The sequence below is a fragment of the Shewanella aegiceratis genome (assembly GCF_019457495.1).
Classification (GTDB): Bacteria; Pseudomonadota; Gammaproteobacteria; order Enterobacterales; family Shewanellaceae; genus Shewanella; species Shewanella loihica.
The window spans coordinates 2,089,140-2,111,520 of the sequence record NZ_CP080416.1 but is presented as its reverse complement, the minus strand read 5'-3'; the positions used below and the strand labels follow the sequence as shown (position 1 = coordinate 2,111,520).

The window sequence follows — 22,381 nt, the reverse complement described above, 5'->3', positions numbered from 1 at the left end:
CATAATTGGTAAAATGGTGACATCTTGCCCGGCGCTTCAACTGTCGCTCCCTATCAAAGGCCTTTAAAAAACGCCGTTAACCGCCTCACAAAGGAAGCAACACACATTGTTCGATTGCGTAAAAATGCCAAAAGGATCCAGAGTCAACGTGAGCCAGTTCAATTAATTAACAATAAACAGTCAATCGATTGACTATTCGTTGCCACCGCATTCTCAACCCTTTCGTTAGCCTGTATATTAGCAACATTTAACCGGGCTATTGATAGGACATAACATGCTTGCGATCCTCAGAAGGTTCACCATTCTACAGCGCCTCATCTTAATGCTGGTGCTTGCCGCCATAGGCACCTTTGTCTTCGCCAGCTTTTCGATCAACGAGCAGCGCAACAACCTGATTAAGCAGAAATGGCTGCAAAACGACGCGCAGCTATCCACTCTCCTGAGTGTGATCGACACTCACTACCGTCAGAGCCAGCAAAATATCCTGACACCGGAAGAGGCCCAGCGTGAGGCGGCGAATCTGGTCAATCAGATCCAATATGGCGAGAGCGGCTATTTCCTGCTGTTCGATGCTAATCATACCCTGCTGGCCAATGGCGCATCGCCCGACCAGCTCGGCATTAAGGCATCAAAGCTTACCAGCCAGATGGGCGGCAAGGCTTTAGATAAGTTACTGGATAAAGCCATGGCCTCGGGTATCGCCAAGGCCAGCATGGAGATGAGAAACCCCATCACAGGCGAGCAGGAAGAAGCCCTGATGGAGGCCCGCACCTTCCCCGCCTGGCAGTGGACACTGGTGACTACCTCTTACATGAGTGATGTCAACGACACCACCATCAGCGTGATGTACAACTACCTGGGGATCATGTTGCTGATCTCCGTGCCTATCTTTGCCTTCTTCCTGATCCTCAATCACTCCATCAGCTCACCGCTAAATCAGGCGATCGATGCGATGAAAGATATCGCCGAAGGTGAAGGCGATCTCACCAAGCGCCTGCCCACCCAAGGCAAAGATGAAGTGGTGGCTCTGGCCATCGCCTTCAACAACTTTGTAGGTAAGATCAACAAGATGGTTGCCGATCTCCAGCCAGTGGGGCAAGACCTTAACCAGGACGCCGACCGTTTATTTAATGCCGTTGCCGAATCAAACGCCAGTGTCGATCACCTGCATCAGGAGACCAGTAGCGTTGCCACCGCCATCAATCAGATGCTCTCCACCACCCATGAGATGGCCAGCAGCACCCAGCAGGCAGCCGATGCCGCCAATAGCGTCAAGCAGCAGGCTCAGGACAGTAAGCAGCAGATGGACGGCACGGTCGAGAATACCCATAAGCTGGTTCAGGAGCTGAAGAATGCCGAGAGCATCACCCAGCACCTTGGGGTGTCTTCCGAGCAGATCGGTAGCATCTTGGATGTGATCCGCGGCATCGCCGATCAGACCAACCTGCTGGCGCTTAACGCCGCCATCGAGGCCGCCCGCGCCGGCGCCCATGGCCGCGGTTTTGCCGTGGTGGCCGACGAGGTGCGCGCCCTGGCCAATCGGACCCAGGACTCCACCAACGAGATCCAGAAGATCATCACAGACATTCAAAATGGCGTCGCCAACGTGATGCACAGCAACAGCGATACGCAGACTCAATCGGTCGAGCTGCAGCAGCAAGCCCAGGCCGTGGGTGACTCACTTAACACCATCCTAGAGCTGATCGCCCATATCAGCGACATGAACACCCAGCTGGCCAGTGCCACCGAGGAGCAATCCCTGGTGACCGAAGAGATCAACCGCAACATCTGCAGCATCACAGAGCTGTCTGAGGTATCGGTCAAGGCCAACGAGAGCAATCGCATGGCCGCAGAGTCTCTGCGTCAAATAAGTCAGACCAGCGCCAAGATCTTGGGTCAGTTCAAGGTATAAAACTATTCTCTTAATTGGACAGCGTGAGCCAGACTAGAGATAAAGAAGGGAGCCAGACTAGAGATAAAGAAGGGAGCCAGATGGCTCCCTTTTATTTTGCCGCAAAGGCGAAAAGTAGTTTATCGTCCGCCCTTGAACACAGGCACTAAAAATCCCAGCTCAAAGCTCGACAGCGGGCGTTAAATCTGTGATAAGCTTAACGACATCACATTTTTCAGCATCGATGGGATCACATAACCATGGCTCGAATGACGTTAGCGGTACATCCTCAGCTATACAGTATTCACAGCTTCAGCCCAGACAGTGAGTTAGTGCCCGAGGTGTTTCGTCAGCCCATGTTTTTCATCGGCAAGACCAAAGATGAACTCTCAGTGGTGGTTCCCGCCGAGCTGCAACTCGACAGTCTCGAAGAGGAGAGCGACTGGCGCTGCCTCGAGGTGGTCGGTCCACTGGGTTTCTCCATGACGGGGATCCTCGCCAGCGTCTCAGGCACCCTGGCAGAAGCCAAGATCAGCATCTTTGCCATCTCTACCTTCGATACCGATTATATTCTGGTGAAGAAGGACAAGCTGCAACAGGCGATACAGGCGCTGAAGAAAACCAACTATCAGATCATTCATTACCAGGCCTAAGCGCCGCGCGTCATTTCCAAAGAGCGAGTTTATGTACCAAAAAACAGTCACCATCATGGCCGAGCACGGCATTCATACCCGGCCAGCCGCCCTGCTCGTGAAGGCAGCTAAGGCCTATGATTGTGACATCATAGTGGAATGTCAGGGCAAACAGGCCAGCGCCAAGAGCCTGTTTAAGCTGCAGACCCTGGGCCTTTACAAGGGCGTGGAGGTCAAGGTCAGCGCCGATGGCGAGCAGGCAAAGCCAGCGGTTGATACCGTTGCCGAGCTGCTCATCACCTTAAGTTAACAGGAGTCAGGATGACGATGAGAGGCATAGCGGTATCGGCGGGCATCGCCTTCGGGCAGGCCAAGGTGCTTCGCACCTATGAAAGCAAACTCGACTATCACCTCTTGCCTCCCTCCCAGCTCGCCCGCGAGCAGCAAAGACTCAATCGCGCCCTCAAGACCCTCATCAAACAAAGCCAGGCCTGCGCCGCCAAGCTAGATCCCGAATCGGACAACTACCAGCTGATCGAAGCCGATCTCCTGCTGTTAGAGGATGAAGAGTTACTGACCGAGCTCAGCGACACCATAGGCAAGCGCCAGTTTTCAGCGGCCCTGGCGGTGGAGCACAGCTTCGCCAAACAGGCCCAGGCGATGCAAGAGGCAGACTCCCCCTATCTCGCAAGGCGCGCCGAAGATGTGCTGAGTCTGGGTCAGCGCCTGATCCGCACCCTGCTTACCGGACACTGCGACAACCTCAGCCGCCTGCCGGAAAATGCTATCGTCCTGGCCAAAGATATTACTCCGGCCGAGTTCGCCACCCTGCCACTTGAGCGCGTCAGCGCCCTGGTACTGCAAACCGGCGGCGTCACCAGCCATACCGCTATTTTGGCCCGTAGCGCGGGCATTCCCACCCTGATGAGCTGCCCCTGGCAGACATTAGAGGTGACAGATGGAATGGTGCTGGCGGTGGATGCCATCAATGGCGAGCTTTATCTGGAGCCCGACGAGACGCAGATAAACGCTCTTGACGCCCAGAAACAGCAGGCGGACGAGCGCAAGTCGGCGCTACTGGCCTTAAAAGGTACCGTTACCCAGACAAAAGATGGCCGCTCAATTCCCCTGCTGGCAAATGTCGGCTGTATCAGCGAGATCAATCATCTGGCCGATGTGGGCGCCGAGGGGGTTGGCCTGTTTCGCACCGAATTTCTGTTTATGAACAACCACGAGCTGCCAGACGAGAACCGCCAGTATCAGCTCTACTGTGACGCTTTGCAGCTGCTCGACGGCAAGCCGCTCACCATTCGCAGCATGGATCTGGGCGCCGACAAGGAGGTGCCAGCCCTCGCCATGGACAGCGAGGAGAATCCGGCACTGGGCCTCAGAGGCGTCAGGTACACGCTCGCCCATCCCAAGCTGTTTAGCGCCCAGCTCAGGGCGATCCTCAGGGCCGCCAACCATGGGCCTATCCGCCTCATGTTTCCCATGGTCAATCAAGTGGAGGAACTCGAAGCGGTACTTGCGCTGCTGGAGCAGTGCAAACAGGAGCTTGTGGAGGCGGAGAAAGGCTTCGGTGAACTCGAGCTTGGTATAGTGGTGGAAACCCCGGCGGCGGTGTTTAATCTTGCCTCCATGCTCCCCCTGCTGGATTTTGTCAGCATAGGCACCAACGATCTCACCCAATATACTATGGCCGCCGACCGCGCCAATCCACTGCTGATCGACCAATATCCGGTGCTCTCGCCTGTGATCATCCGCCTGATCGCCCAGATTATCGAACAAGCCAAGGCTGCCAAGGTGCGAGTCTCCATGTGTGGCGAGCTGGCCAGTAACCCCAGCGCCACGGCGCTCCTGATCGGCCTTGGGCTAGAGGAGTTTAGCGTCAACCTGGCCTCGCTACTGGAGGTTAAACAGGCCCTCAGTCGTTGGTCTTACCCAGATTGTGTCGAACTTGCGCACAAGGCCTTGCAAATTTCGCGCATCGATGCGTTAAATCAATTATTAACACACTGTCACTCTTGATAATTTTTGAGTATGCTAGGCATAATTTATCACGACACTACCGCGTGCTAACACAGGGGCAAGTTAATGGGATTTTTGAGCCGCATAAGACGTTTAATTTCTGGTCAGCCACCCATCACGGGCGGTATAGATGTGTACGCGCCAGTGTCGGGCGAGATAGTGGCTATCGAGAAAGTGCCGGATGTGGTGTTTGCTGAGAAGATAGTCGGCGACGGCATCGCCATCGCGCCCAAGGGCAAACAGATAGTGGCGCCGGTAGATGGCACCATAGGTAAGATTTTCGAAACCAACCACGCCTTCAGTATCGAGTCACCCCAAGGGCTCGAGCTGTTTGTGCATTTCGGCGTCGGCACGGTAGAACTCAGGGGCAACGGCTTTACCCGTCTGGCCGAAGAGGGTCAACAGGTTAAGGCTGGCGATCCCATACTCGAATTCGATCTCGACTACCTCAAGGCCCATGTCGAGAGCCTGCTCACGCCTGTGGTGCTGGCGAACATGGAAGATATTCAGGGACTCGACAAGCGTCACGGCAGTATCGAAGCCGGTAAAGATGTGATCTTCTCGGTTCAGCTTTAATCCCTATCCCGGTAATTAGCTAATCTCTTTCTGACTGATATAACTCTCGTTTTCCCCGGTGTCTTGGCGCCGGGCAGCGGCTTCTCACCTAAACCTGGGTGATTTTTTTTCAAACAGACACTTGCGTCCTGCTTACCCCTTGAGGCAAAGGCGACTCGGTGCCACAATAACCAAAAAAAAGACCTGCAAGTCACTGCACTTGCCAGCAACGCTGACCGAAGTGACTGACACGAATAAGACATCACAACGTTTCTGGTCGGACGTTACCCCATACGGAGAATCAGATTTTGACCCTATACGGTATTAAGAATTGCGACACAGTTAAGAAAGCCCTCAAATGGCTCGATGCCAACCAACAAGCCGTCACCTTTCACGACTTTCGCGTCGACGGTCTCACCGAAGCGCAGCTTAACACCTGGGTCGAACAGATTGGCTGGGAGAGCCTGTTTAACAAACGCAGCACCAGTTTCCGTAACCTGAGCGACGCCGAGAAGGCCGACATAGACCAAGCCAAAGCCGTTGCCCTCATGCTCACCTATCCCACCCTGATCAAGCGCCCGGTGCTGGAACATCAGGGAGAGCTCAGCGTCGGTTTCAAGCCGGCACAATATGAGGAGATCTTCAACCGATGAGCCAGGATGTCCTCACGCTGGCCCAGGATCTGATTGCCAGAGCCTCGGTCACCCCGCTAGACGAAGGTTGTCAGCCACTGATGGCCAAACGCCTCGCGGCCAAGGGATTTAATACCGAGCCTATGGTGTTTGAAGACACCACCAATATGTGGGCGCGACGCGGCGATCAAGGCCCGCTGTTTTGCTTTGCCGGCCATACGGATGTGGTGCCAGTGGGCGATCTTAATCGCTGGCACACACCGCCCTTCGAGCCCGTGGTGATCGACGGCTACCTTCACGGACGCGGCGCCGCCGACATGAAAGGCTCACTGGCCGCCATGGTGGTCGCCACCGAGCGTTTCGTCGACAAGCACCCGGATCACAAAGGCTCCATCGCCTTTCTGATCACCAGCGACGAGGAAGGCCCCTTCATCAACGGTACCACGCGGGTGATCGACACCCTGGAGGCCCGCAACGAGAAGATCACCTGGTCTCTGGTTGGCGAGCCATCATCTACCCATAAGCTGGGGGATATCGTCAAGAATGGCCGTCGCGGCAGCCTCACGGGTAACCTGACGGTCAAAGGGATTCAGGGCCATGTCGCCTATCCCCATCTGGCCGACAATCCTATCCACAAGACGGCCCCCGCCCTGGATGAGCTGGCACGCATGAAATGGGACAACGGAAACGAGTTTTTCCCGCCCACCAGCTTCCAGATAGCCAATATCAATGGCGGCACCGGCGCCTCTAACGTAATCCCGGGTAGCCTGGAGGTAATGTTTAACTTCCGCTACTCCACCGAAGTGACTGCCGAGATCTTGATCCAGCGGGTGCTCAACATCTTAGATGCCCATGGGCTGGACTATGAGATCAGCTGGATCTTCAACGGCCTGCCGTTTCTCACCGACGCGGGGCCGCTGCTGGACGCCACCCGCGAGGCGATCTATGAGATCACGGGCACAGAGACCGATCCCCAGACCTCGGGCGGCACCTCGGATGGGCGCTTCATCGCCCCCACGGGCGCTCAGGTGATCGAGCTTGGCCCGGTTAACGCCACCATTCACAAGGTCAATGAATGCGTCAAGGTCGAGGATATCGAGCAGCTAGCCAAGGTGTATGAACGTATCCTGGAAAAACTGCTTTGCTAACCCCTGACGCCAATCGCCGTAAGGCCGCCGAAACCCCTGCTAGCACTAGCGAGCAAAACCTAAACGGCCTAGATCTCTACGGCGATGGCTTCTTGCCCCTGATGGATTGTCAGGGGCATAGATTAGCCCCCGAGTGCGCCGCCCAGTTCATTAAGATGCAGACAGCCGCCGCCATTGATGGCATAGAGATAGCCATCTGCTCTAGCTACCGCGATTTTGACCGCCAGCTGGGGATCTGGAATGCCAAGGCGAGTGGCAAACGGCCTGTATTGGACGCAGGTTCACAACCCATAGATATCCAGCGCTTAGACGATAATCAGCTGCTAGATGCCATCCTGCTCTGGTCGGCAATGCCGGGCATGTCGCGCCATCACTGGGGCACAGATCTCGACCTATATGATGCAAAAAACACCAGCCGTGAGTCATTACGGCTCGTCGACACCGAATATCACCCGGGCGGCCCCTGTCATCAGCTGCATCTGTGGTTAATGGCAAATGCCGCCGATTTCGGCTTCTATTTCCCTTATCAGTTAGGTCTCAGCGGCGTCAGCCCAGAGCCCTGGCACCTGAGCTATTATCCCCTCGCCGATACGTATCTGGCCGCCTTCGATACAGATAAGCTTAAGGCGCGGCTCGAGCAGGCGGATATTGAGCTTAAGGCCCCTATTCTCACCCGTCTGGAGGCGCTGGTTTCGCGCTACGTCTATTTCGTCGCGCCCTCACCAAACGGGCCGGTTAACCCCATTATCAAGAAGTGATTTCACATGAACCTCGACAATTTTCGTCACAGTTTCAATCTAAACGGCCAGCAGATGAGCTATCTGGATATCGGCCAGGGTCCGGTACTCCTGCTGGGCCACAGCTACCTTTGGGACAGCGCCATGTGGGCGCCGCAGATCGCCCACCTGAGCCAGCACTACCGCTGTATCGTGCCCGATCTCTGGGCGCATGGTCATTCTGATGTTCTGCCAAACGATTGCCGCTCACTCAAACATCTGGCCGAGCACTATCTGGCACTGATGGACAGCCTGGAGATAGATGAGTTTTCCATTCTTGGCCTGTCAGTTGGCGGCATGTGGGGCGCAGAGTTGACCCTGATGGCTCCGCGCCGGGTGAAGAGCCTGGTGATGATGGGCTGTTTCCTCGGCTTCGAACCTGAAGTCAGCCGCGCCAAGTATTACGCCATGCTTGATGCCATGATCGCCGCAGGCCGGTTACCTGAGCCGCTGATTGAGCAGATAGCGCCGCTATTTTTTAGCGATAATGTCGAGCAGACACAGCCTGAGCTTATCGCCTCCTTTAAGGCGTCGCTCGCGAGCATTGCGCCAGAACGGCTGGAGAGCATATCGCGCCTTGGCCGCATCATCTTCGGTCGCCGCGACATCATGGAAGATATCGAACAGCTGACCCAGCCGACCCTTATCATGACAGGCACCCAGGACAAGCCCAGACCCGTGCTGGAGGCCTATCTGATGCACGACGCCACCATCGACGGCAGCGAGTTTTTGCATATCCCGGAGGCGGGACATGTCTCGACACTGGAACAGAGTGAGTGGATCAATCAGCACCTGAGTGACTTCTTCGGAAAGCACCTAGGATAAGGCGAACATACAGGTCGACGGCTATCCGGATTAGCCCTAGTTAAGGGATAGCATCTAGACTGAGTAGACCAGCAGGGTAACTATTTGATGTTAGAATGCTGCCCTGCAAAATCTTCTTCATAGACATGATTTTAACTAAATGAAACTACTTAAACCTTTGTTCGACAACAACCGCCGCTGGGCCAACCGCATCCTGGAAGAGAATCCTAAGTTCTTTGAACAGCTGGCCCAACAGCAAAATCCCGAATATCTGTGGATTGGCTGCTCGGACAGTCGGGTACCGTCGAACCAGATCATCGACCTCATGCCGGGCGAGGTGTTCGTTCACAGAAACATCGCCAACATGGTGATCCATACGGATCTTAACTGCCTCTCGGTGCTGCAATATGCCGTCGAGGTGCTCCAGGTTAAACATATCATGGTGGTCGGCCACTACGGCTGCGGCGGCATCAAGGCCTCCATGGGCAATGATCGCCTCGGACTCATAGACAACTGGCTGGGTCATATCCGCGATATCCATCGCCTGCACGCCAAGGAGCTAGCGGAGCTTGATGAGAAGACCCGCTTCGATCGCCTGTGTGAGCTCAACGTCATCGAGCAGGTTGGCAATGTCGCCAGCACCACCATAGTGCAAGACGCCTGGGAGCGCGGTCAGAAGGTGGCGGTACACGGCTGGATCTACAGCGTCGAAAACGGCCTGCTGTCGGATCTCGACGTCACGGTAGACAACGAAACCTTCGCCCGCCGCTAGGTTAAATTCTCCGTCAGATAAGGGCCATCTTGCTCTTTCGTACAGGCCTGCATCCCATTCAGGAGCGGCAATCTCAGCGCATGATGGTCAAATCATGCGCTATCGCTAAGCACCCTCGCCTAAAAGCCAAAAAAAGCCGCTTATTTCAGTAAATATTCCTTAATAAACATCGCAGTTTTACACCCATCGCGTTTATAATTCGCTTTGATTTATTTTTCGCGCCGCGGGCGCAGCGAATGCTAAGGAACTATTCCATGCCTGGTTTTGAATTATTTGGTCCTGAAGAGAAGCAGGAAGTTGCTGACGTAATGGAAAACGGTTTTACCTTCCGTTACAACTTTGATCACATGCGTAACGACCGCTGGAAGACGCGTGAGATGGAGCAACTGCTCTGCGAGAAGATGAATGTCAAACACGCCCACCTACTCTCGAGCGGTACCGCTGCCCTGCAGACGGCACTGGCCGCCGCAGGCATAGGCGCAGGCGATGAAGTGATCGTTCCTCCATTTACCTTCGTGGCCTCTGTCGAAGCCGTGTTTATGGCCGGCGCCGTCCCCGTATTTGCAGAGATCGACGAGACCCTGTGTCTGTCACCAGAAGGCATTGAAGCCGCTATTACCCCACGCACCAAGGCAGTAAACCTGGTACACATGTGTGGCTCTATGGCCAAGATGGATGAGATCAAGGCTATCTGTGAGAAGCACAACCTAGTGCTACTGGAAGATGCCTGTCAGGCCATCGGCGGTAGCTACAAGGGTCAGGCACTGGGCACTATCGGCCATGTAGGCTGCTACTCTTTCGATTCTGTTAAGACCATCACCTGTGGTGAAGGCGGCGCGGTGATCACCAATGATGAGGCCATCTACAACCACGCCCACATGTTCTCTGACCATGGCCATGACCATGTTGGTAACGATCGCGGCGCAGAGAGTCACCCTATCATGGGCCTGAACTTCCGTATCTCCGAGATGAACTCGGCGCTGGGCCTGGCACAGCTGCGTAAGCTAGACACCATCATCGACATTCAGCGCAAGAACAAGAAGCTGCTTAAAGATGCCATGGCCGAACTGCCAGAGGTGAGCTTCCGAGAGATCCCGGATCCAGAAGGCGACTCAGCCGGTTTCCTTAGCTTCATGCTACCTACCGAAGCGCGCACCCAAGAGATCAGCAAGAAACTGGCCGAAAACGGTGTTGACGGCTGCTTCTACTGGTATGTAAACAACTGGCACTACCTGTCAAACTGGAAGCACATTCAAGAGCTTAAATCACCAGCCGCTCTGCCGATCACATTAATTGCCGACAAACCTGACTATACTCAGGTGTCTGTGCCTAAGTCTGATGCCATCATGAGCCGCACCATTTCGATGCTGATCAAGCTCTCTTGGACTGAAGAAGAGATCGCCCAGCGCATCGAGAACATCAAGCGTGCCTTCGCCGCTTAATTAGCGTCTCTCAAATTCCCTGTCGCAGCGGCCAATTTGGCCCTGCGACGTTACTTTTTACACTAGATGTCTCAATGGAGAATGCTGTAATGAGTTTTAAAAATTTCAAATGCGTACCAAAAATGATCTTTGGTCGTGGTTCTTTCGCGCAACTGGATACAGTGCTCGAGGAAGAGCGTAAGCAAGGCGACGATTTCGTGGTCTTCCTGATTGATGATGTACATCAGGATAAGCCCCTCGCCCAGCGCGTACCCGCTAAGCCACAGGATCTTGTGATCTACGTGAATGTTGACGACGAGCCAACCACAGAGCAGGTAGACAACCTCACCGAGCAGGTGCAAGCCTTCAACAGCAAGCTACCTGTCAGTGTTATCGGTCTGGGTGGCGGTTCCACCATGGATCTGGCCAAGGCAGTATCACTCATGTTGACTAACCCAGGTGGCAGCGCCATGTATCAGGGTTGGGATCTGATCAAGAATCCTGCGGTGCACCATATCGGTATCCCAACGGTTTCTGGTACCGGCGCAGAAGCTTCTCGCACCGCGGTACTGTGTGGCCCTGTTCGTAAGCTAGGTCTGAACTCTGACTACACGGTATTTGACCAGATCATCATGGACTCAGAGCTGATCGACGGCGTGCCGACAGATCAGTGGTTCTACACAGGTATGGATTGCTACATCCACTGTGTCGAGTCGCTACAAGGCACCTTCTTGAACGAGTTTGCTAAGGCCTTTGCCGAGAAGTCGATGGACCTTTGCCGTGAAGTCTTCCTGGACGATCACCCAGAGAAGGATGACAAGCTGATGATGGCCTCTTACATGGGCGGCATGAGCATCGCCTACAGCCAGGTTGGCGCCTGTCACGCCGTTTCATACGGCCTTGGCTATGTACTGGGTTACCACCATGGCATCGGTAACTGCCTGGCGTTCGACGTGCTGGAAGAGTTCTACCCAGAGGGTGTGGCCGAGTTCCGTCAGATGATGGACAAGCACAACATCACACTGCCTAAGAACATCTGTAAAGATCTGCCAGATGAAACCATCGCTAAGATGGTTGCCGTCACCAAGAGCATGGGGCCACTATGGGCCAACGTCTATGGCGAAGGTTGGGAAGAGAAAGTCACAGACGAAATGTTGACTAAACTGTTCCGTCGAATCTAACCTGTAAGCTCAAGGTGTAAGGGGCTCCTAGTGAGCCCCTTCTCTTATGCACTGCGGCACACTGTAACTGATAGGTATATCCAAATGAATGTGACTCTGTTAATCCCTGCTCGCTATGGCTCAAGCCGTTTTCCGGGTAAGCCATTGGCGCCGATTAACGGTAAGCCGATGATCCAGCACGTTTACGAGCGTGCGGCGCTGGCAAAAGGCTTAACTGCCATCTATGTGGCCACCGACGATCTACGCATCAAGGAGGCCGTGGAAGCCTTTGGCGGCAAGGTAGTCATGACAGATGCCAATGCTGCCTCCGGCACCGACAGAATCGAGGATGCCATCACCCAGCTTGGCTTGGCGGACGATGACCTGGTGATCAACCTTCAGGGCGATCAGCCGCTGATCGATCCTATCTCCATCGAGCAGATCATCACACTGTTTGAGCGTCATCCAGGGGAGTTCGGCATGGCGACCCTAGGCTATGAGATCACCGAAGAGCATGAGCTTAACGATCCCAAGCACGTCAAGATGGTGTTCGACAACCAATTTAACGCCCTCTATTTCTCTCGCGCCCGCATCCCCTTCGGCCGTGACACAGACGACTACCCGGTCTACAAACACCTGGGCGTGTATGCCTACACCCGCGAGTTTGTCAGAACCTTCAATAAGCTGCCACTTGGCCGTTTAGAAGATCTCGAAAAGCTTGAGCAGCTGCGCGCACTGGAACATGGCCACACGATCAAGGTTGCCATCAGCGCCTTCGACTCGCCCGAGGTCGATACCCCAGAAGATATTCGCATCTGCGAAGCACGCCTTGCGGTAGACTAGCCGTTACTGAATCAGGAGAGGGAAATAGCCATGTCGAGTCTCGAAGTCTGGCTCATCATCATCTTAGTGCTTGGGGTGATTGCCAGTAACCTGGCGGTGCTCAAATACAGCAATAAGTTTAAGATGACGCAATTTGGCAAGCCCCATCATAAGCCTCAGGTAAAAAACCAAGGCGCTAATGACATAAATGGCAAAGATAGCGCAGGCAAAAATAGTGTAGACAAGGCTAACGCAGATAAAGCTAGCACAGATAAAGCTAGCGCAGATGAAAATAGTCACTAGACTCGACGATTTCGCATCACTACAGAAAAGGCTTACCTAGGTAAGCCTTTTTTATTGCGCATCTTAATAAGCCTTATTTCGTCAGCTCAAACATTTCACTTTCCTATTGGAACAGCATAGCCCTGTGCCCCAATGGCAGAGTATCGTCCCGGCTCAGCACTAAGGTGTAATTACCCGTCTGATCAATAGCCTGCGCATCCGACTGATACACTAAGGTCAAGGTGCCGTTATCCTCCTTGTGTACCAGGCTGATATCATAATCGCCCGTCGGCAGGTTGATCTGCGCCAGCTCGTTGAAGCTCAGGTAAGTCAGCTTATAGGCCGCCGTATCTATGGTCTCACCATCGCGCACTAAGTAGAGATCCAGGCTGTCGTAGGTATCGATGAGATTGGCTACCATCAAGGTATGCTCGAAGGCGTTCGGCCTGTGATCGTGAGCGATGGTCATGCCCAGGGTTTCCCCAGCCTGGTTATCATAGATAACTAAGGTCTTACTCTCATCCTGGTTGAAGGTCACCAGCAGGTTATTGGCCAGCAGATCAGCAGAACCTGTATCGAACACACTAACGCCATAGTCGTTGTAATCTATCGCGCTGAAATCACTCAGGGTATTAGGCGTAAGCGCCGCCAGGTTAATATTCTGGGCATCGCTGCTCAGCTGTAGATCGAGCGATCGCGCCTGGTTCATGGCGTTGTAGACCCTGAACTCGGCGTCGGCATCTTGATTGACATACCCCACAGGCGTGCCGGTCGAGTCAACATTATCCACAACTAACTTAGGCTCACCAGGACCGAAGCTGTTATGCAGCACCAGCTTATTGACCGTCTCGCTGGTTAACACCATGGTACTGGTGCGAAATACCGGCTGACTCTCACCCGGCTCAGTCAGATAAAGGACATATTCTCCGGTATCTAGCATCACAGCCTCTGTATTCTCTTTGTAGCTGAGGCTGCCCAGCAACTCAGCCTCGCTGAAGCTCGAACCGGCCTTGGCCAGGTACAGATCATAGGCCCCCTCGCCCATGGCCGCGTGCACCGCCAAGAGCTGCATCTTGCTCTCGTCGCTGTCGGCATCATCGTTGATCTCATCCATCTCGCTGCGTTCATAACGTATGTCTAAGTATTCGCTACTCTCATAGTCGCCGATAAGCACAAACAGGTGATTGTCGCCATCTTTGAGATCCAACGAGAATTCATGCAGCTCGACCGTATCACCACCTGCATCATAGCCGCGAATACTGGCCTCGGCCTCTCCCAGCGCATACTGATAGCGAGGCAAGGCATCACTGAACTCCACCGCGGTATAGGCATGCTCATCCAGCACCAGGTGGGTCGCTACACTGTTGGGCGAGGCGTTATAGAACTGAATGTAGGCCGCTGCATCACTGCTGGTCTCATCCGAGTTACAAGCGGCCGTCATCACAGCCACCCCAGCCAGCAGAGCCAATTTCCAATTGCGTTGTTTAATTAACATAAATTTCCTTAACAGATTAATTACAAAGGCCTTACCTATGACAAACTTTTTGCGTCAAGAAACGTCAACCTGGGTAATAGACTGAAAAGGAGTGCATGCGCTGTGCATGCTAGGCTTTAGCTATGTCTAGCGCCATGTCGGCTAGCGCTCTGGGCTTGCCTATCTGAAATGTAACTAAGCCTGGAAGTAAAGAACTCGCAATGCAAAGAAACAGCTAGAGATACGGTGAAAACATAAAGGAAGTGGTAAAACAAAAAAGGCCAGCCCAGACAGGACTCGCCTTTTAGTTAGTGCTAATGAAATGAACAAGGTCCAGATATCAGCACCCGGATGAATCTCTATTGCCTTATGCACTTACTTTAAGAATGACGCCTTAAATTCAGGCGTTACAATTAGAGTTATAAACGAGCTGGCGACCAGCTAATACCTTGTGTACCTGATTATGAAGAGAGACTCTTCACCCAGGCCTCGGGATCGGCGACGATAAACTGATAGCGATCACCATTGCTGAGGCTCACCTGGATCCCATCTGGCGTGATCGGTAAGATCCCGGCGCCCTTGCCCCAACAGGTCTCGACCTTGACTATCTCTTTGAGTGGCAGGTGGTATGGGCCATAGAGGCAATTTGAGCTAAACGATTTGAAGTCGAGCGCCTCTCGACTCATACTGAGGCGTCCATCGACTCGAATGGCGTTTTTCTGCAGTGTTGCAGGCGCCGACTTGGGTTGATGCTGCTTAGTCTCGATTGATAATGTCATCTGCATTCTCCCTGTTGCAACCAAGTTCTGTTTTCACTCTACTATATTCGCCGTCACTTGTTAATGAGACGTTAGTGGTCAAATTCCATTATTTAGCGATTTTGAATGAAGTTTTTTGCTTTAGTTTTTAAGAAGCTGTCAAGCTGACCATACAGTTCCAAAAACCATTGCAGCCGCTGAATCAAAACCAGATAAGTGTCTTACGGAGACAAAAAAGGCCAATCTTGTGATTGGCCTTTTAACTTATCTAGTCGGCATTTCTCAGGCCTGACTCGTGATGTTGATCTTGAGCAAGTTCGGCTTCCAATCGCTGACTGATCTCCTCCGGCGAACCGGTATTTCTGGCGATCAGGCCATAGGCCACCGGGATCACCAGCAGCGTAAAGAAGGTCGCCAGTATGATACCCGACAGGACCACCACGCCGATCACGAAGCGTGTCTCGGCGCCTGCGCCCTGGGCCAACACCAGCGGAATAGCACCGGCCGCCGTGGTGATCCCTGTCATCAGGATTGGACGAAGACGCTGGCTTGCAGCCTGGATGATCGCAGTATCGAATTCGATCCCTTTATCCCGCAGCTGGTTGGCAAATTCGACGATCAAGATACCATTCTTGGCCGCCAGCCCCACTAGCATGATGATGCCTATCTGGCTATAGATGTTCAGGCTCTGGCCTGTCACCCAGAGGCCGATTAGGGCACCCAAGGTGGCCAGAGGTACGGTCAGCATGATCACCATAGGGTGAATATAGCTCTCGAACTGGGCCGCGAGTACCAAGAAAACGATACCTAGGGCCAGCAGGAAGACGAAATACATCGAGCTGCCAGACTCCTGATAGTCCAGAGACTGCCCCTTATAGCTGATCACCGCCTCGGCCGGCAGATAGGTGTATGCCAGATTGTTAAGGTAATCTAGCGCCTCACCCAGGCTATAACCATCGGCCAGGTTGGCCTCTATGGTTATGGCGCGCATACGGTTGTATCGGTTTAGCTGACTGGCGTCGGCAAACTCCTCCACCGAGACCAGGTTCGCCAGCGGGATCAGCTCACGGCTGCGGTCCGAGCGTACATAGATGTTGCTCAAATCGCTGGCGGTATTCTGATTATCCCGGTTACCCTCGATGATCACGTCATACTCTTCGCCGTCACGCATGAAGGTGGTCACCAAACGCGAGCCCAGCATGGATTCGAGCGTGCGGCCTATATGCGAGATAGAGACCCCAAGGTCCGCCGCCCTGTCTTTGTCTATCACCACCCTCAGCTGAGGCTTGGTCTCCTGATAGTCGTGGTCCAGGCCGACCAGGTTAGGATTCTCCTTGGCCTTCTCCAACAAGATGTCGCGCCACTTGGCGAGCTCTTCATAGCTTGGGCCTCCCAACACGAACTGCACCGGCTTACCCACGCCGCGGCCGAAGGCCTGACGCATCACGGGGAAGGCGCGCACACCGGCGAGATCCGACAGCCGGGCACGAATGTCACCTATGATCTCAAAGGCGCTGCGACGTTCCGCCCAGTCTTCCAGTACTATGATCGCCATGCCGTTAGAGAAGTTGGCACTGCGACCAAAGCCGCGCGGCGCACGAATAAGCAGACGCTTGATGTCACCGCTGTCCACCAGGGGCATCAGGCGATTTTCAATTTCATCCATGTAGGGGCTGATATACTCGAAGCTTGCCCCCTGAGGACCGTTGACGATCAGGAACATAGATCCCCTATCCTCCTGAGGCGCAAACTCCTGCGGCACCTTAGTCATCAGATAACCGCTAAGCCCTAAGGCGATAACCACCAGCGAGCTGACGATAAAGGGGTGGACCATGGCGCGCTTAAGCGTCGCACGGTAACCGGCCGACAGCCAGTTCATCCCTGCATCTATCTTGCGCACCAGCCAAGGATCTTGCCCCGCAGGCTTAAGCAGCTTAGAGCACATCATAGGGCTCAGGGTCAGCGCAACCAGACTCGAGAAGATCACCGCAGCGCTCATGGCCACCGCAAACTCCTTAAAGAGTTTACCCAGATCTCCCTCGAGGAAGGTGATCGGCATAAACACGGCCACCAACACCAGGGTGGTCGCCACCACGGCAAAGGCCACCTCGCGAGAACCTAAGTAGGCCGCCTTGAGGGGCGAATCGCCCTCCTCGATGCGTCTGTGGATGTTTTCCAGCACCACGATGGCATCATCCACCACCATACCGATAGCCAGAATCATCGCCAGCAGGGTCAGCAGGTTAATGGTGTAACCCAGGGCGTAGAGCACGATAAAGGTCGCCATCAGGGAGACTGGTACCGTCAGCGCCGGGATCAACATGGCGCGCACGCTGCCAAGGAAGAGATAGATCACCACTATCACCAGGAACATGGCGATAAACAGGGTCTGATACACCTCCTTGATAGAGGCCTCGATAAACACCGAGCTGTCGTAGGAGCGTTTGATCTCCATGCCGGCAGGCAGTGTCGGATTGATCTTATCCACCAGGGCGTTGGCGGCGCGGGCCACTTCCAGTGTGTTGGAAGTCGACTGCTTGGAGATCCCAAGGCCTATCATGGCCTCGCGGTTACCGCGGAAGGTAATGCGCTCCTCTTCCGAGCCAATCTCTACCCTGGCCACGTCACCCAGCTTGATGAGGTAACCATCTTCCCCTTCGGCCAGCACCAGATTGTTAAAATCTTCCGCTGTCTTGAAGGTACGTTCCAAACGTACTGTGAAGTGTCTGTCCTGAGATTCCACCGAGCCGGCCGGCAGCTCGACGTTTTCTGAGCGCAGCACAGATTCGATATCCGATACCGTCAGGTTACGGGCCGCCAGGGCCTGCCTGTCGATCCACACCCGCATGGCGTACACCTTACCGCCACCGATACGTATATTTGCCACGCCATCGATCACCGAGAAACGATCCACCAGGTAACGGCGGGCATAGTCGGTGAGCTGCAGGGTGTTCATCTGATCCGAGACCAGGTTGAGCCACATGATCACCTCATCGCCACCATTGGCCTTTTGCACCTCTGGGGGATCGGCCTCTTCCGGCAGGTTGTTGAGCAGACCCGAGATGCGGTCACGCACATCGTTGGCCGCCGCCTCGATATCACGACCGACATCGAATTCCAGGGTCACGGAGGAGCGACCATCGCTGCTGGAGGAGTTGATGTTGCGGATCCCCTCAACGCCACTGATCCTGTCTTCCACCAGCTGCGTGATGCGACTCTCCACCACGGCGGCACTGGCGCCGCGATAGTTGGTTTGTACCGAGACGATCGGCGGATCGATATTGGGGTACTCCCTCAGGGGGAGTTTATCGAAGGAAACCAAACCGAAGGCGATTAATAACATGCTGATGACGGACGCAAAAACCGGTCGTTTTACCGACAAATCCGTCAAGATCATGCTAGCGGCTCCACCTTAGCTTGTTGGTTGAAACTGAAATGTTCGCTGTACTGCACCTTGACGGTATCCCCAGGGCGCACCTTGAGAATGCCGCGCACCATCACCTGCTCGCCAACATCGACGCCGCCGACAATCTCAACCCAGCCGCGTTTACGCAGACCTAGTTGCACCTGACGACGCTCGACCACGTTCTCATCATTCACCAGATAGACGAAGTGATCTTTCTGAATTGGGATAATGGCTGCCTCTGGGATGATGAGTGCTTCGCGGCTCTGCTTGATAAGCTTCACTTTCATCAACATGCCGGGTAGCAGACGCATCCCCTTATTGGGGATCTCGGCTCGCACGGTCACCGCGCGTGTGGTTGGATTGATGCGGCTATCGACAGAAACCACCTTACCGGTGAAGAGCTCGCCTTCGAAGGCCACGGCGCTGGCCTCGACCGACTTACCTATCGCCAGAGACTGCAGGAAGCGCTCAGGCACGGAGAAATCCAGTTTGATGGTGGATATATCATCTAAGGTAGTGATCACAGTACCAGGGGTTACCAGGCTACCCTGACTGACCTGACGCAGGCCCAGGCGGCCAGAGAATGGTGCCAGTATGCGTCTGTCCTTGAGGGAAGATTCTGCCTGATCCAGCTCGGCCTTGGCGGTATCGATAAGGGTCTGCAGCCTGTCGCGCTCCAGTGCCGCCACCGTCTGACTGGTGACCAGAGAGCTGATACGCGCCAGTTCGCGCTCATGATCTTTCATCTTCACCCGGGCCACAGTCACGCGGGCGATCTGCTCTCTGTCTTGCAAACGCACCAGAAGCTGGCCCTTGTCGACCATCTGACCGTCGTTGAAATTAATCTCGGTCACCATGTCGGTGACCTTAGGGGTCACAGTGATCGATTCGTTGGCCTTGCCGGTTCCCAGGGCCTCGACTTCGTCACGAATCGGCTGCATTTCGGCCTTTGCCACTACCACGTTAGGCGTAGGCCGCCCGCGTGGCCCCTTAGGCGTTTCGGTTTGCTGAGTGAAATAGTAGGTGGCGGCGCCCGCCGCTAAAAGCATTGAGATTATTATCGTTTTTTTCATCAATCTTCCGAAAGAATGCGCGTTATGTTATCGGTAGTTTACCTAGGAATATAAGTGCTTCAAGGCGTTTTACCTTTGCTTACAAACTTAACACACCATTTACATTTGCGCCCGGCGAGAGCGACAAAAGAGTATGGTATCAATCACTAAATGATACGCGAGATCATCTATAGAGATGGGACTCTGTCAGCATAAGCAGTAGTTTTTCCTCGCTGACGGAGGGATTCATAAATTCCCCCTGACCATAGTTGCATCCCAGGGCCCGCATCGTCTGATACTGCTCGCGGGTTTCAATTCCCTGCGCCAGGGTATCGATATTCAGCGTACTGGCGAGATTGATGATGGTCTCCAAAATAACCTGGTTGTCATAGGCCATCTCCATGGGGCTGATGAGCCCCTGGGCTATCTTGAGGCGATCGAACCTGAACTCCTGCAGATATTTAAAAGTAGCGTGGCTGGCACCTACATCATCCAGGCTCACCAGCACGCCGAGGGATTTGGCCCTGACGATACAGCTTACGACTGCCTCAAACGAGGCGCCTAGGCTGGATTCAGGGATCTCTATGCCCATATAAGATGCCAGCTCAATGCCCTCCCCAGCCATTCTCTGCAGCTCATCAAACAGCGCCCTACCGTCACCGGCTATGTTCACGCTGAGGCGAAATCCCTCGGGATAGGCGCCGTGATAACGCTTAAGATGGGCCAGGATAAGCTTAGCGACCACGGCATCTACCAGCTCGAGGGCGCCTTGTCGGCGCAGCGGCGCCAGCAGTCGTCGTGGTGAGATGGTACCTAGTCTTGGATGCTGCCAACGTAGCAGCGCCTCTGCCCCAAGGAGTTTGCCATCCTTGAGCCGGTATTGAGGTTGAAAACTGAAATAGAGCTCTCCCTGAGCGGCGGCCGTCTGAAACGCCTGACAAATCTGCGCCTCCTGCAGCTCCGCCTGCTCGCCACTTGTGAACACACAAAGCCTGTGCCGTCCCATCAGCTTAGCCCTTAACAGCGACTGATCCCCCATGCGCAGCAGATCCGTCACCTGCATCCCAGATAAGAAACAGGTCACCAGCCCCATGCTGACGGACAGATTCAGCGAGATCCCGCCGAGATCTAACATGGCTTGCATCTGCTCTCGCAGCGCCTCGACCCGCTCCAGGCACTGCGCCTCTGAATTGATATCCACCAACAGCAGGCCGAACTGATCTCCCCCGAGTCGGCAGAAGGTATCCTGGCTCGCTATCGCGGCCTGGATGCGCTCGGCAAACACCTTAAGCAGCTCATCCCCCAGATGGTGACCATAGGTATCGTTAACCGCCTTAAAATGGTCGATATCCAGCAGCACCAGCCCAACGCCAGCAGTAGATGCAGCGTCGCCACAAGCGTCGTTCAGTTTGGCGATGGCCTGATTGAGCCGGTCGATAAACAGGGTGCGATTGGGCAGGCCAGTTAAGCCATCATAGAGGGCCATCTCGGTGAGATTAGCCTTGAATTTCATGCGACTGATGGCATTACGTATATGCTTGGCGGTAAACACCAGCAGCTGCTGATCGGCTTCGCTATAACGATAATCACCATGATAACTCTGCACCACGACGATGCCGCGAAACGCCTCGTCGCCAAAGGGCACCCCGAGCCAAGCCGTTGGCATGGCGCCATTGATCACTATCTCCCCCTGATCCACCAACGCCTGAATCTGCTGCTCATGGGCCAACAGCGGCCGATTCTTAAGCAGCGCATAGCCAGTGATCCCAAGACGGGTCGGTAACAGGGGCAACTCGGCGTCTTCTGCAAGCTGATCGTACTGATCTACGTGGTAGGGAAAGTGCAGGGTTTGGCCATCATCGCTGAGCAGCGCCACATAGAAGTTGTCAGCCTTGAGCAGGCGGGCGATACAGGTGTGCAGCTTTTGGTAGAAGGCCTTGATCGAGTCGGTCTCGAAGATGATCTCGGCTATGGCAAACAGGGTATCTTGGATCTTGCTGGCATATTCCAGCTCGGCCACACGTTTTTGCAGCGTCACCAGATTATTGGCTCTGTGTATCTTCAGCGCCGCGATAGAGGCCAGCGCAAACAAAATTCGCTCATGCTGGGGGGTATAGAAATTCTTCTTTGGATGTTCGGTATCTATCACTCCGATCACCTCACCCTCCATCAACATGGGCACGGCGAGCTCGGAGAGCCTTGGGGCATCATCGACGATATAGTTGGGGAACTGCCGGGTATCGGTAACGTTCAGGGGCTGCTTGGTCTTGGCCACGGTACCAACCACCCCTTCCCCCAGCTTGAGCTCTATGGGCGCGAGGATCTCATGGCCGCTAGGATTCTTGTCGCCGAAGCTGGCCTTCTGCATCAATACACCCCGGGCGGGATCCAGCAGATAGACCACCACATCATCGAAACCCAGCTGGGAGACCACATTCTGCGCCAGATGCCAGAGGATCTCATCCACGCCGCTCAGAGAGAGCATGTCGATGGCAAACTCACTGATGATCTTAAGATATTTTGCGTCTACATCCTGCAGTGGCACCTTAGCTGGCATCTCAACCTCGGCAGATATACTCCATCAAACTTATGACCGACAATCTCACTAACTATATGGCATAGAAGGCCCACTCGCCATCTACTGTCATACTTAAAATAGCTACTCTAAACAAGACAGACCTGAGGGTGGCGCCCTTACTTTAAACAAGTGGTTAAAGGAGAGAGAAGCAAGGAAGAGGTTCGGCCTGAAAGGAATCCATACTCAGGCG

The 22,381-nt window shown here is 54.3% G+C and carries 19 protein-coding genes; 14 read left to right on the top strand and 5 right to left on the bottom strand.

What is annotated here, in order from left to right:
* The first annotated feature begins 274 nt into the window (after nt 1–274).
* The 14 genes from K0H80_RS09495 to K0H80_RS09430 all read left to right on the top strand — a co-directional run bounded on the left by K0H80_RS09495 (nt 275) and on the right by K0H80_RS09430 (nt 12,944).
* Nucleotides 275–1,912 carry a methyl-accepting chemotaxis protein gene (locus K0H80_RS09495; protein ID WP_220073798.1) on the top strand — a complete coding sequence of 546 codons (1,638 nt, stop codon included), beginning with the start codon at nt 275–277 and terminating at the stop codon, nt 1,910–1,912.
* Between the two features lie 239 nt (nt 1,913–2,151).
* A complete protein-coding gene (locus K0H80_RS09490) occupies nt 2,152–2,544 on the top strand; it encodes an ACT domain-containing protein (protein WP_011865665.1) in 393 nt (130 codons plus the stop codon).
* Between the two features lie 31 nt (nt 2,545–2,575).
* Nucleotides 2,576–2,833 (top strand): HPr family phosphocarrier protein, encoded by a 258-nt coding sequence (locus K0H80_RS09485; RefSeq protein WP_011865664.1) that lies wholly within the window; start codon nt 2,576–2,578, stop codon nt 2,831–2,833.
* Between the two features lie 11 nt (nt 2,834–2,844).
* Nucleotides 2,845–4,551: a phosphoenolpyruvate--protein phosphotransferase gene (gene ptsP, locus K0H80_RS09480; RefSeq protein ID WP_220073797.1), complete on the top strand. Its 1,707-nt coding sequence runs from the start codon at nt 2,845–2,847 to the stop codon at nt 4,549–4,551.
* 66 nt (nt 4,552–4,617) lie between these two features.
* A complete protein-coding gene (gene crr, locus K0H80_RS09475; protein ID WP_011865662.1) occupies nt 4,618–5,127 on the top strand; it encodes a PTS glucose transporter subunit IIA in 510 nt (169 codons plus the stop codon).
* A 287-nt stretch (nt 5,128–5,414) separates the two neighbouring features.
* Nucleotides 5,415–5,759, top strand: coding sequence for an ArsC family reductase (locus K0H80_RS09470; protein ID WP_011865661.1), 345 nt, complete (start codon nt 5,415–5,417; stop codon nt 5,757–5,759).
* Nucleotides 5,756–6,886 (top strand): succinyl-diaminopimelate desuccinylase, encoded by a 1,131-nt coding sequence (gene dapE, locus K0H80_RS09465; RefSeq protein WP_220073796.1) that lies wholly within the window; start codon nt 5,756–5,758, stop codon nt 6,884–6,886. Before K0H80_RS09470 ends, dapE begins: the two co-directional genes overlap by 4 nt.
* Nucleotides 6,880–7,644: a M15 family metallopeptidase gene (locus tag K0H80_RS09460; RefSeq protein WP_220073795.1), complete on the top strand. Its 765-nt coding sequence runs from the start codon at nt 6,880–6,882 to the stop codon at nt 7,642–7,644. Before dapE ends, K0H80_RS09460 begins: the two co-directional genes overlap by 7 nt.
* A gap of 6 nt (nt 7,645–7,650) precedes the next feature.
* Nucleotides 7,651–8,487: an alpha/beta fold hydrolase gene (locus K0H80_RS09455; protein WP_220073794.1), complete on the top strand. Its 837-nt coding sequence runs from the start codon at nt 7,651–7,653 to the stop codon at nt 8,485–8,487.
* A 139-nt stretch (nt 8,488–8,626) separates the two neighbouring features.
* The gene (gene can, locus K0H80_RS09450; protein ID WP_011865657.1) at nt 8,627–9,238 is read left to right on the top strand and encodes a carbonate dehydratase; all 612 of its coding nucleotides are present in this window, start codon (nt 8,627–8,629) and stop codon (nt 9,236–9,238) included.
* 254 nt (nt 9,239–9,492) lie between these two features.
* Nucleotides 9,493–10,680 (top strand): 8-amino-3,8-dideoxy-alpha-D-manno-octulosonate transaminase KdnA, encoded by a 1,188-nt coding sequence (gene kdnA, locus K0H80_RS09445; protein WP_220073793.1) that lies wholly within the window; start codon nt 9,493–9,495, stop codon nt 10,678–10,680.
* Between the two features lie 89 nt (nt 10,681–10,769).
* Nucleotides 10,770–11,840 carry a 3-deoxy-alpha-D-manno-octulosonate 8-oxidase KdnB gene (gene kdnB / locus K0H80_RS09440; protein WP_011865655.1) on the top strand — a complete coding sequence of 357 codons (1,071 nt, stop codon included), beginning with the start codon at nt 10,770–10,772 and terminating at the stop codon, nt 11,838–11,840.
* A gap of 84 nt (nt 11,841–11,924) precedes the next feature.
* On the top strand, nt 11,925–12,662 hold the full coding sequence (gene kdsB, locus K0H80_RS09435; RefSeq protein WP_011865654.1) for an 8-amino-3,8-dideoxy-manno-octulosonate cytidylyltransferase KdsB: 738 nt from the start codon (nt 11,925–11,927) through the stop codon (nt 12,660–12,662).
* Nucleotides 12,663–12,692: 30 nt separating this feature from the next.
* Nucleotides 12,693–12,944, top strand: coding sequence for a DUF2897 family protein (locus K0H80_RS09430; protein WP_220073792.1), 252 nt, complete (start codon nt 12,693–12,695; stop codon nt 12,942–12,944).
* Between the two features lie 103 nt (nt 12,945–13,047).
* Here K0H80_RS09430 and K0H80_RS09425 read toward each other — a convergent pair whose 3' ends face one another.
* The 5 genes from K0H80_RS09425 to K0H80_RS09405 all read right to left on the bottom strand — a co-directional run bounded on the left by K0H80_RS09425 (nt 13,048) and on the right by K0H80_RS09405 (nt 22,170).
* Complete coding sequence (locus tag K0H80_RS09425) at nt 13,048–14,418, bottom strand: hypothetical protein (protein ID WP_220073791.1); 1,371 nt, start codon at nt 14,416–14,418, stop codon at nt 13,048–13,050.
* A gap of 440 nt (nt 14,419–14,858) precedes the next feature.
* Nucleotides 14,859–15,176 (bottom strand): hypothetical protein, encoded by a 318-nt coding sequence (locus K0H80_RS09420; protein ID WP_011865651.1) that lies wholly within the window; start codon nt 15,174–15,176, stop codon nt 14,859–14,861.
* A 247-nt stretch (nt 15,177–15,423) separates the two neighbouring features.
* Complete coding sequence (locus tag K0H80_RS09415) at nt 15,424–18,552, bottom strand: efflux RND transporter permease subunit (protein WP_220073790.1); 3,129 nt, start codon at nt 18,550–18,552, stop codon at nt 15,424–15,426.
* Entirely contained in the window at nt 18,549–19,634 is a 1,086-nt protein-coding gene (locus K0H80_RS09410) for an efflux RND transporter periplasmic adaptor subunit (protein ID WP_011865649.1), read from the bottom strand. Before K0H80_RS09410 ends, K0H80_RS09415 begins: the two co-directional genes overlap by 4 nt.
* A gap of 163 nt (nt 19,635–19,797) precedes the next feature.
* A complete protein-coding gene (locus tag K0H80_RS09405; RefSeq protein WP_220073789.1) occupies nt 19,798–22,170 on the bottom strand; it encodes an EAL domain-containing protein in 2,373 nt (790 codons plus the stop codon).
* Nucleotides 22,171–22,381 lie beyond the last annotated feature (211 nt).

What these genes read in the sequence shown, in the direction of transcription:
- K0H80_RS09495 (WP_220073798.1), top strand. Translation starts at nt 275, where the DNA reads ATGCTTGCGATCCTCAGAAGGTTCACCATTCTACAGCGCCTCATCTTA.
- K0H80_RS09485 (WP_011865664.1), top strand. Translation starts at nt 2,576, where the DNA reads ATGTACCAAAAAACAGTCACCATCATGGCCGAGCACGGCATTCATACC.
- K0H80_RS09455 (WP_220073794.1), top strand. Translation starts at nt 7,651, where the DNA reads ATGAACCTCGACAATTTTCGTCACAGTTTCAATCTAAACGGCCAGCAG.
- K0H80_RS09425 (WP_220073791.1), bottom strand. Translation starts at nt 14,418, where the DNA reads ATGTTAATTAAACAACGCAATTGGAAATTGGCTCTGCTGGCTGGGGTG.
- can (WP_011865657.1), top strand. Translation starts at nt 8,627, where the DNA reads ATGAAACTACTTAAACCTTTGTTCGACAACAACCGCCGCTGGGCCAAC.
- K0H80_RS09410 (WP_011865649.1), bottom strand. Translation starts at nt 19,634, where the DNA reads ATGAAAAAAACGATAATAATCTCAATGCTTTTAGCGGCGGGCGCCGCC.
- ptsP (WP_220073797.1), top strand. Translation starts at nt 2,845, where the DNA reads ATGACGATGAGAGGCATAGCGGTATCGGCGGGCATCGCCTTCGGGCAG.
- kdnA (WP_220073793.1), top strand. Translation starts at nt 9,493, where the DNA reads ATGCCTGGTTTTGAATTATTTGGTCCTGAAGAGAAGCAGGAAGTTGCT.
- K0H80_RS09405 (WP_220073789.1), bottom strand. Translation starts at nt 22,170, where the DNA reads ATGCCAGCTAAGGTGCCACTGCAGGATGTAGACGCAAAATATCTTAAG.
- K0H80_RS09490 (WP_011865665.1), top strand. Translation starts at nt 2,152, where the DNA reads ATGGCTCGAATGACGTTAGCGGTACATCCTCAGCTATACAGTATTCAC.
- K0H80_RS09430 (WP_220073792.1), top strand. Translation starts at nt 12,693, where the DNA reads ATGTCGAGTCTCGAAGTCTGGCTCATCATCATCTTAGTGCTTGGGGTG.
- crr (WP_011865662.1), top strand. Translation starts at nt 4,618, where the DNA reads ATGGGATTTTTGAGCCGCATAAGACGTTTAATTTCTGGTCAGCCACCC.
- dapE (WP_220073796.1), top strand. Translation starts at nt 5,756, where the DNA reads ATGAGCCAGGATGTCCTCACGCTGGCCCAGGATCTGATTGCCAGAGCC.
- kdsB (WP_011865654.1), top strand. Translation starts at nt 11,925, where the DNA reads ATGAATGTGACTCTGTTAATCCCTGCTCGCTATGGCTCAAGCCGTTTT.
- K0H80_RS09420 (WP_011865651.1), bottom strand. Translation starts at nt 15,176, where the DNA reads ATGACATTATCAATCGAGACTAAGCAGCATCAACCCAAGTCGGCGCCT.
- kdnB (WP_011865655.1), top strand. Translation starts at nt 10,770, where the DNA reads ATGAGTTTTAAAAATTTCAAATGCGTACCAAAAATGATCTTTGGTCGT.
- K0H80_RS09415 (WP_220073790.1), bottom strand. Translation starts at nt 18,552, where the DNA reads ATGATCTTGACGGATTTGTCGGTAAAACGACCGGTTTTTGCGTCCGTC.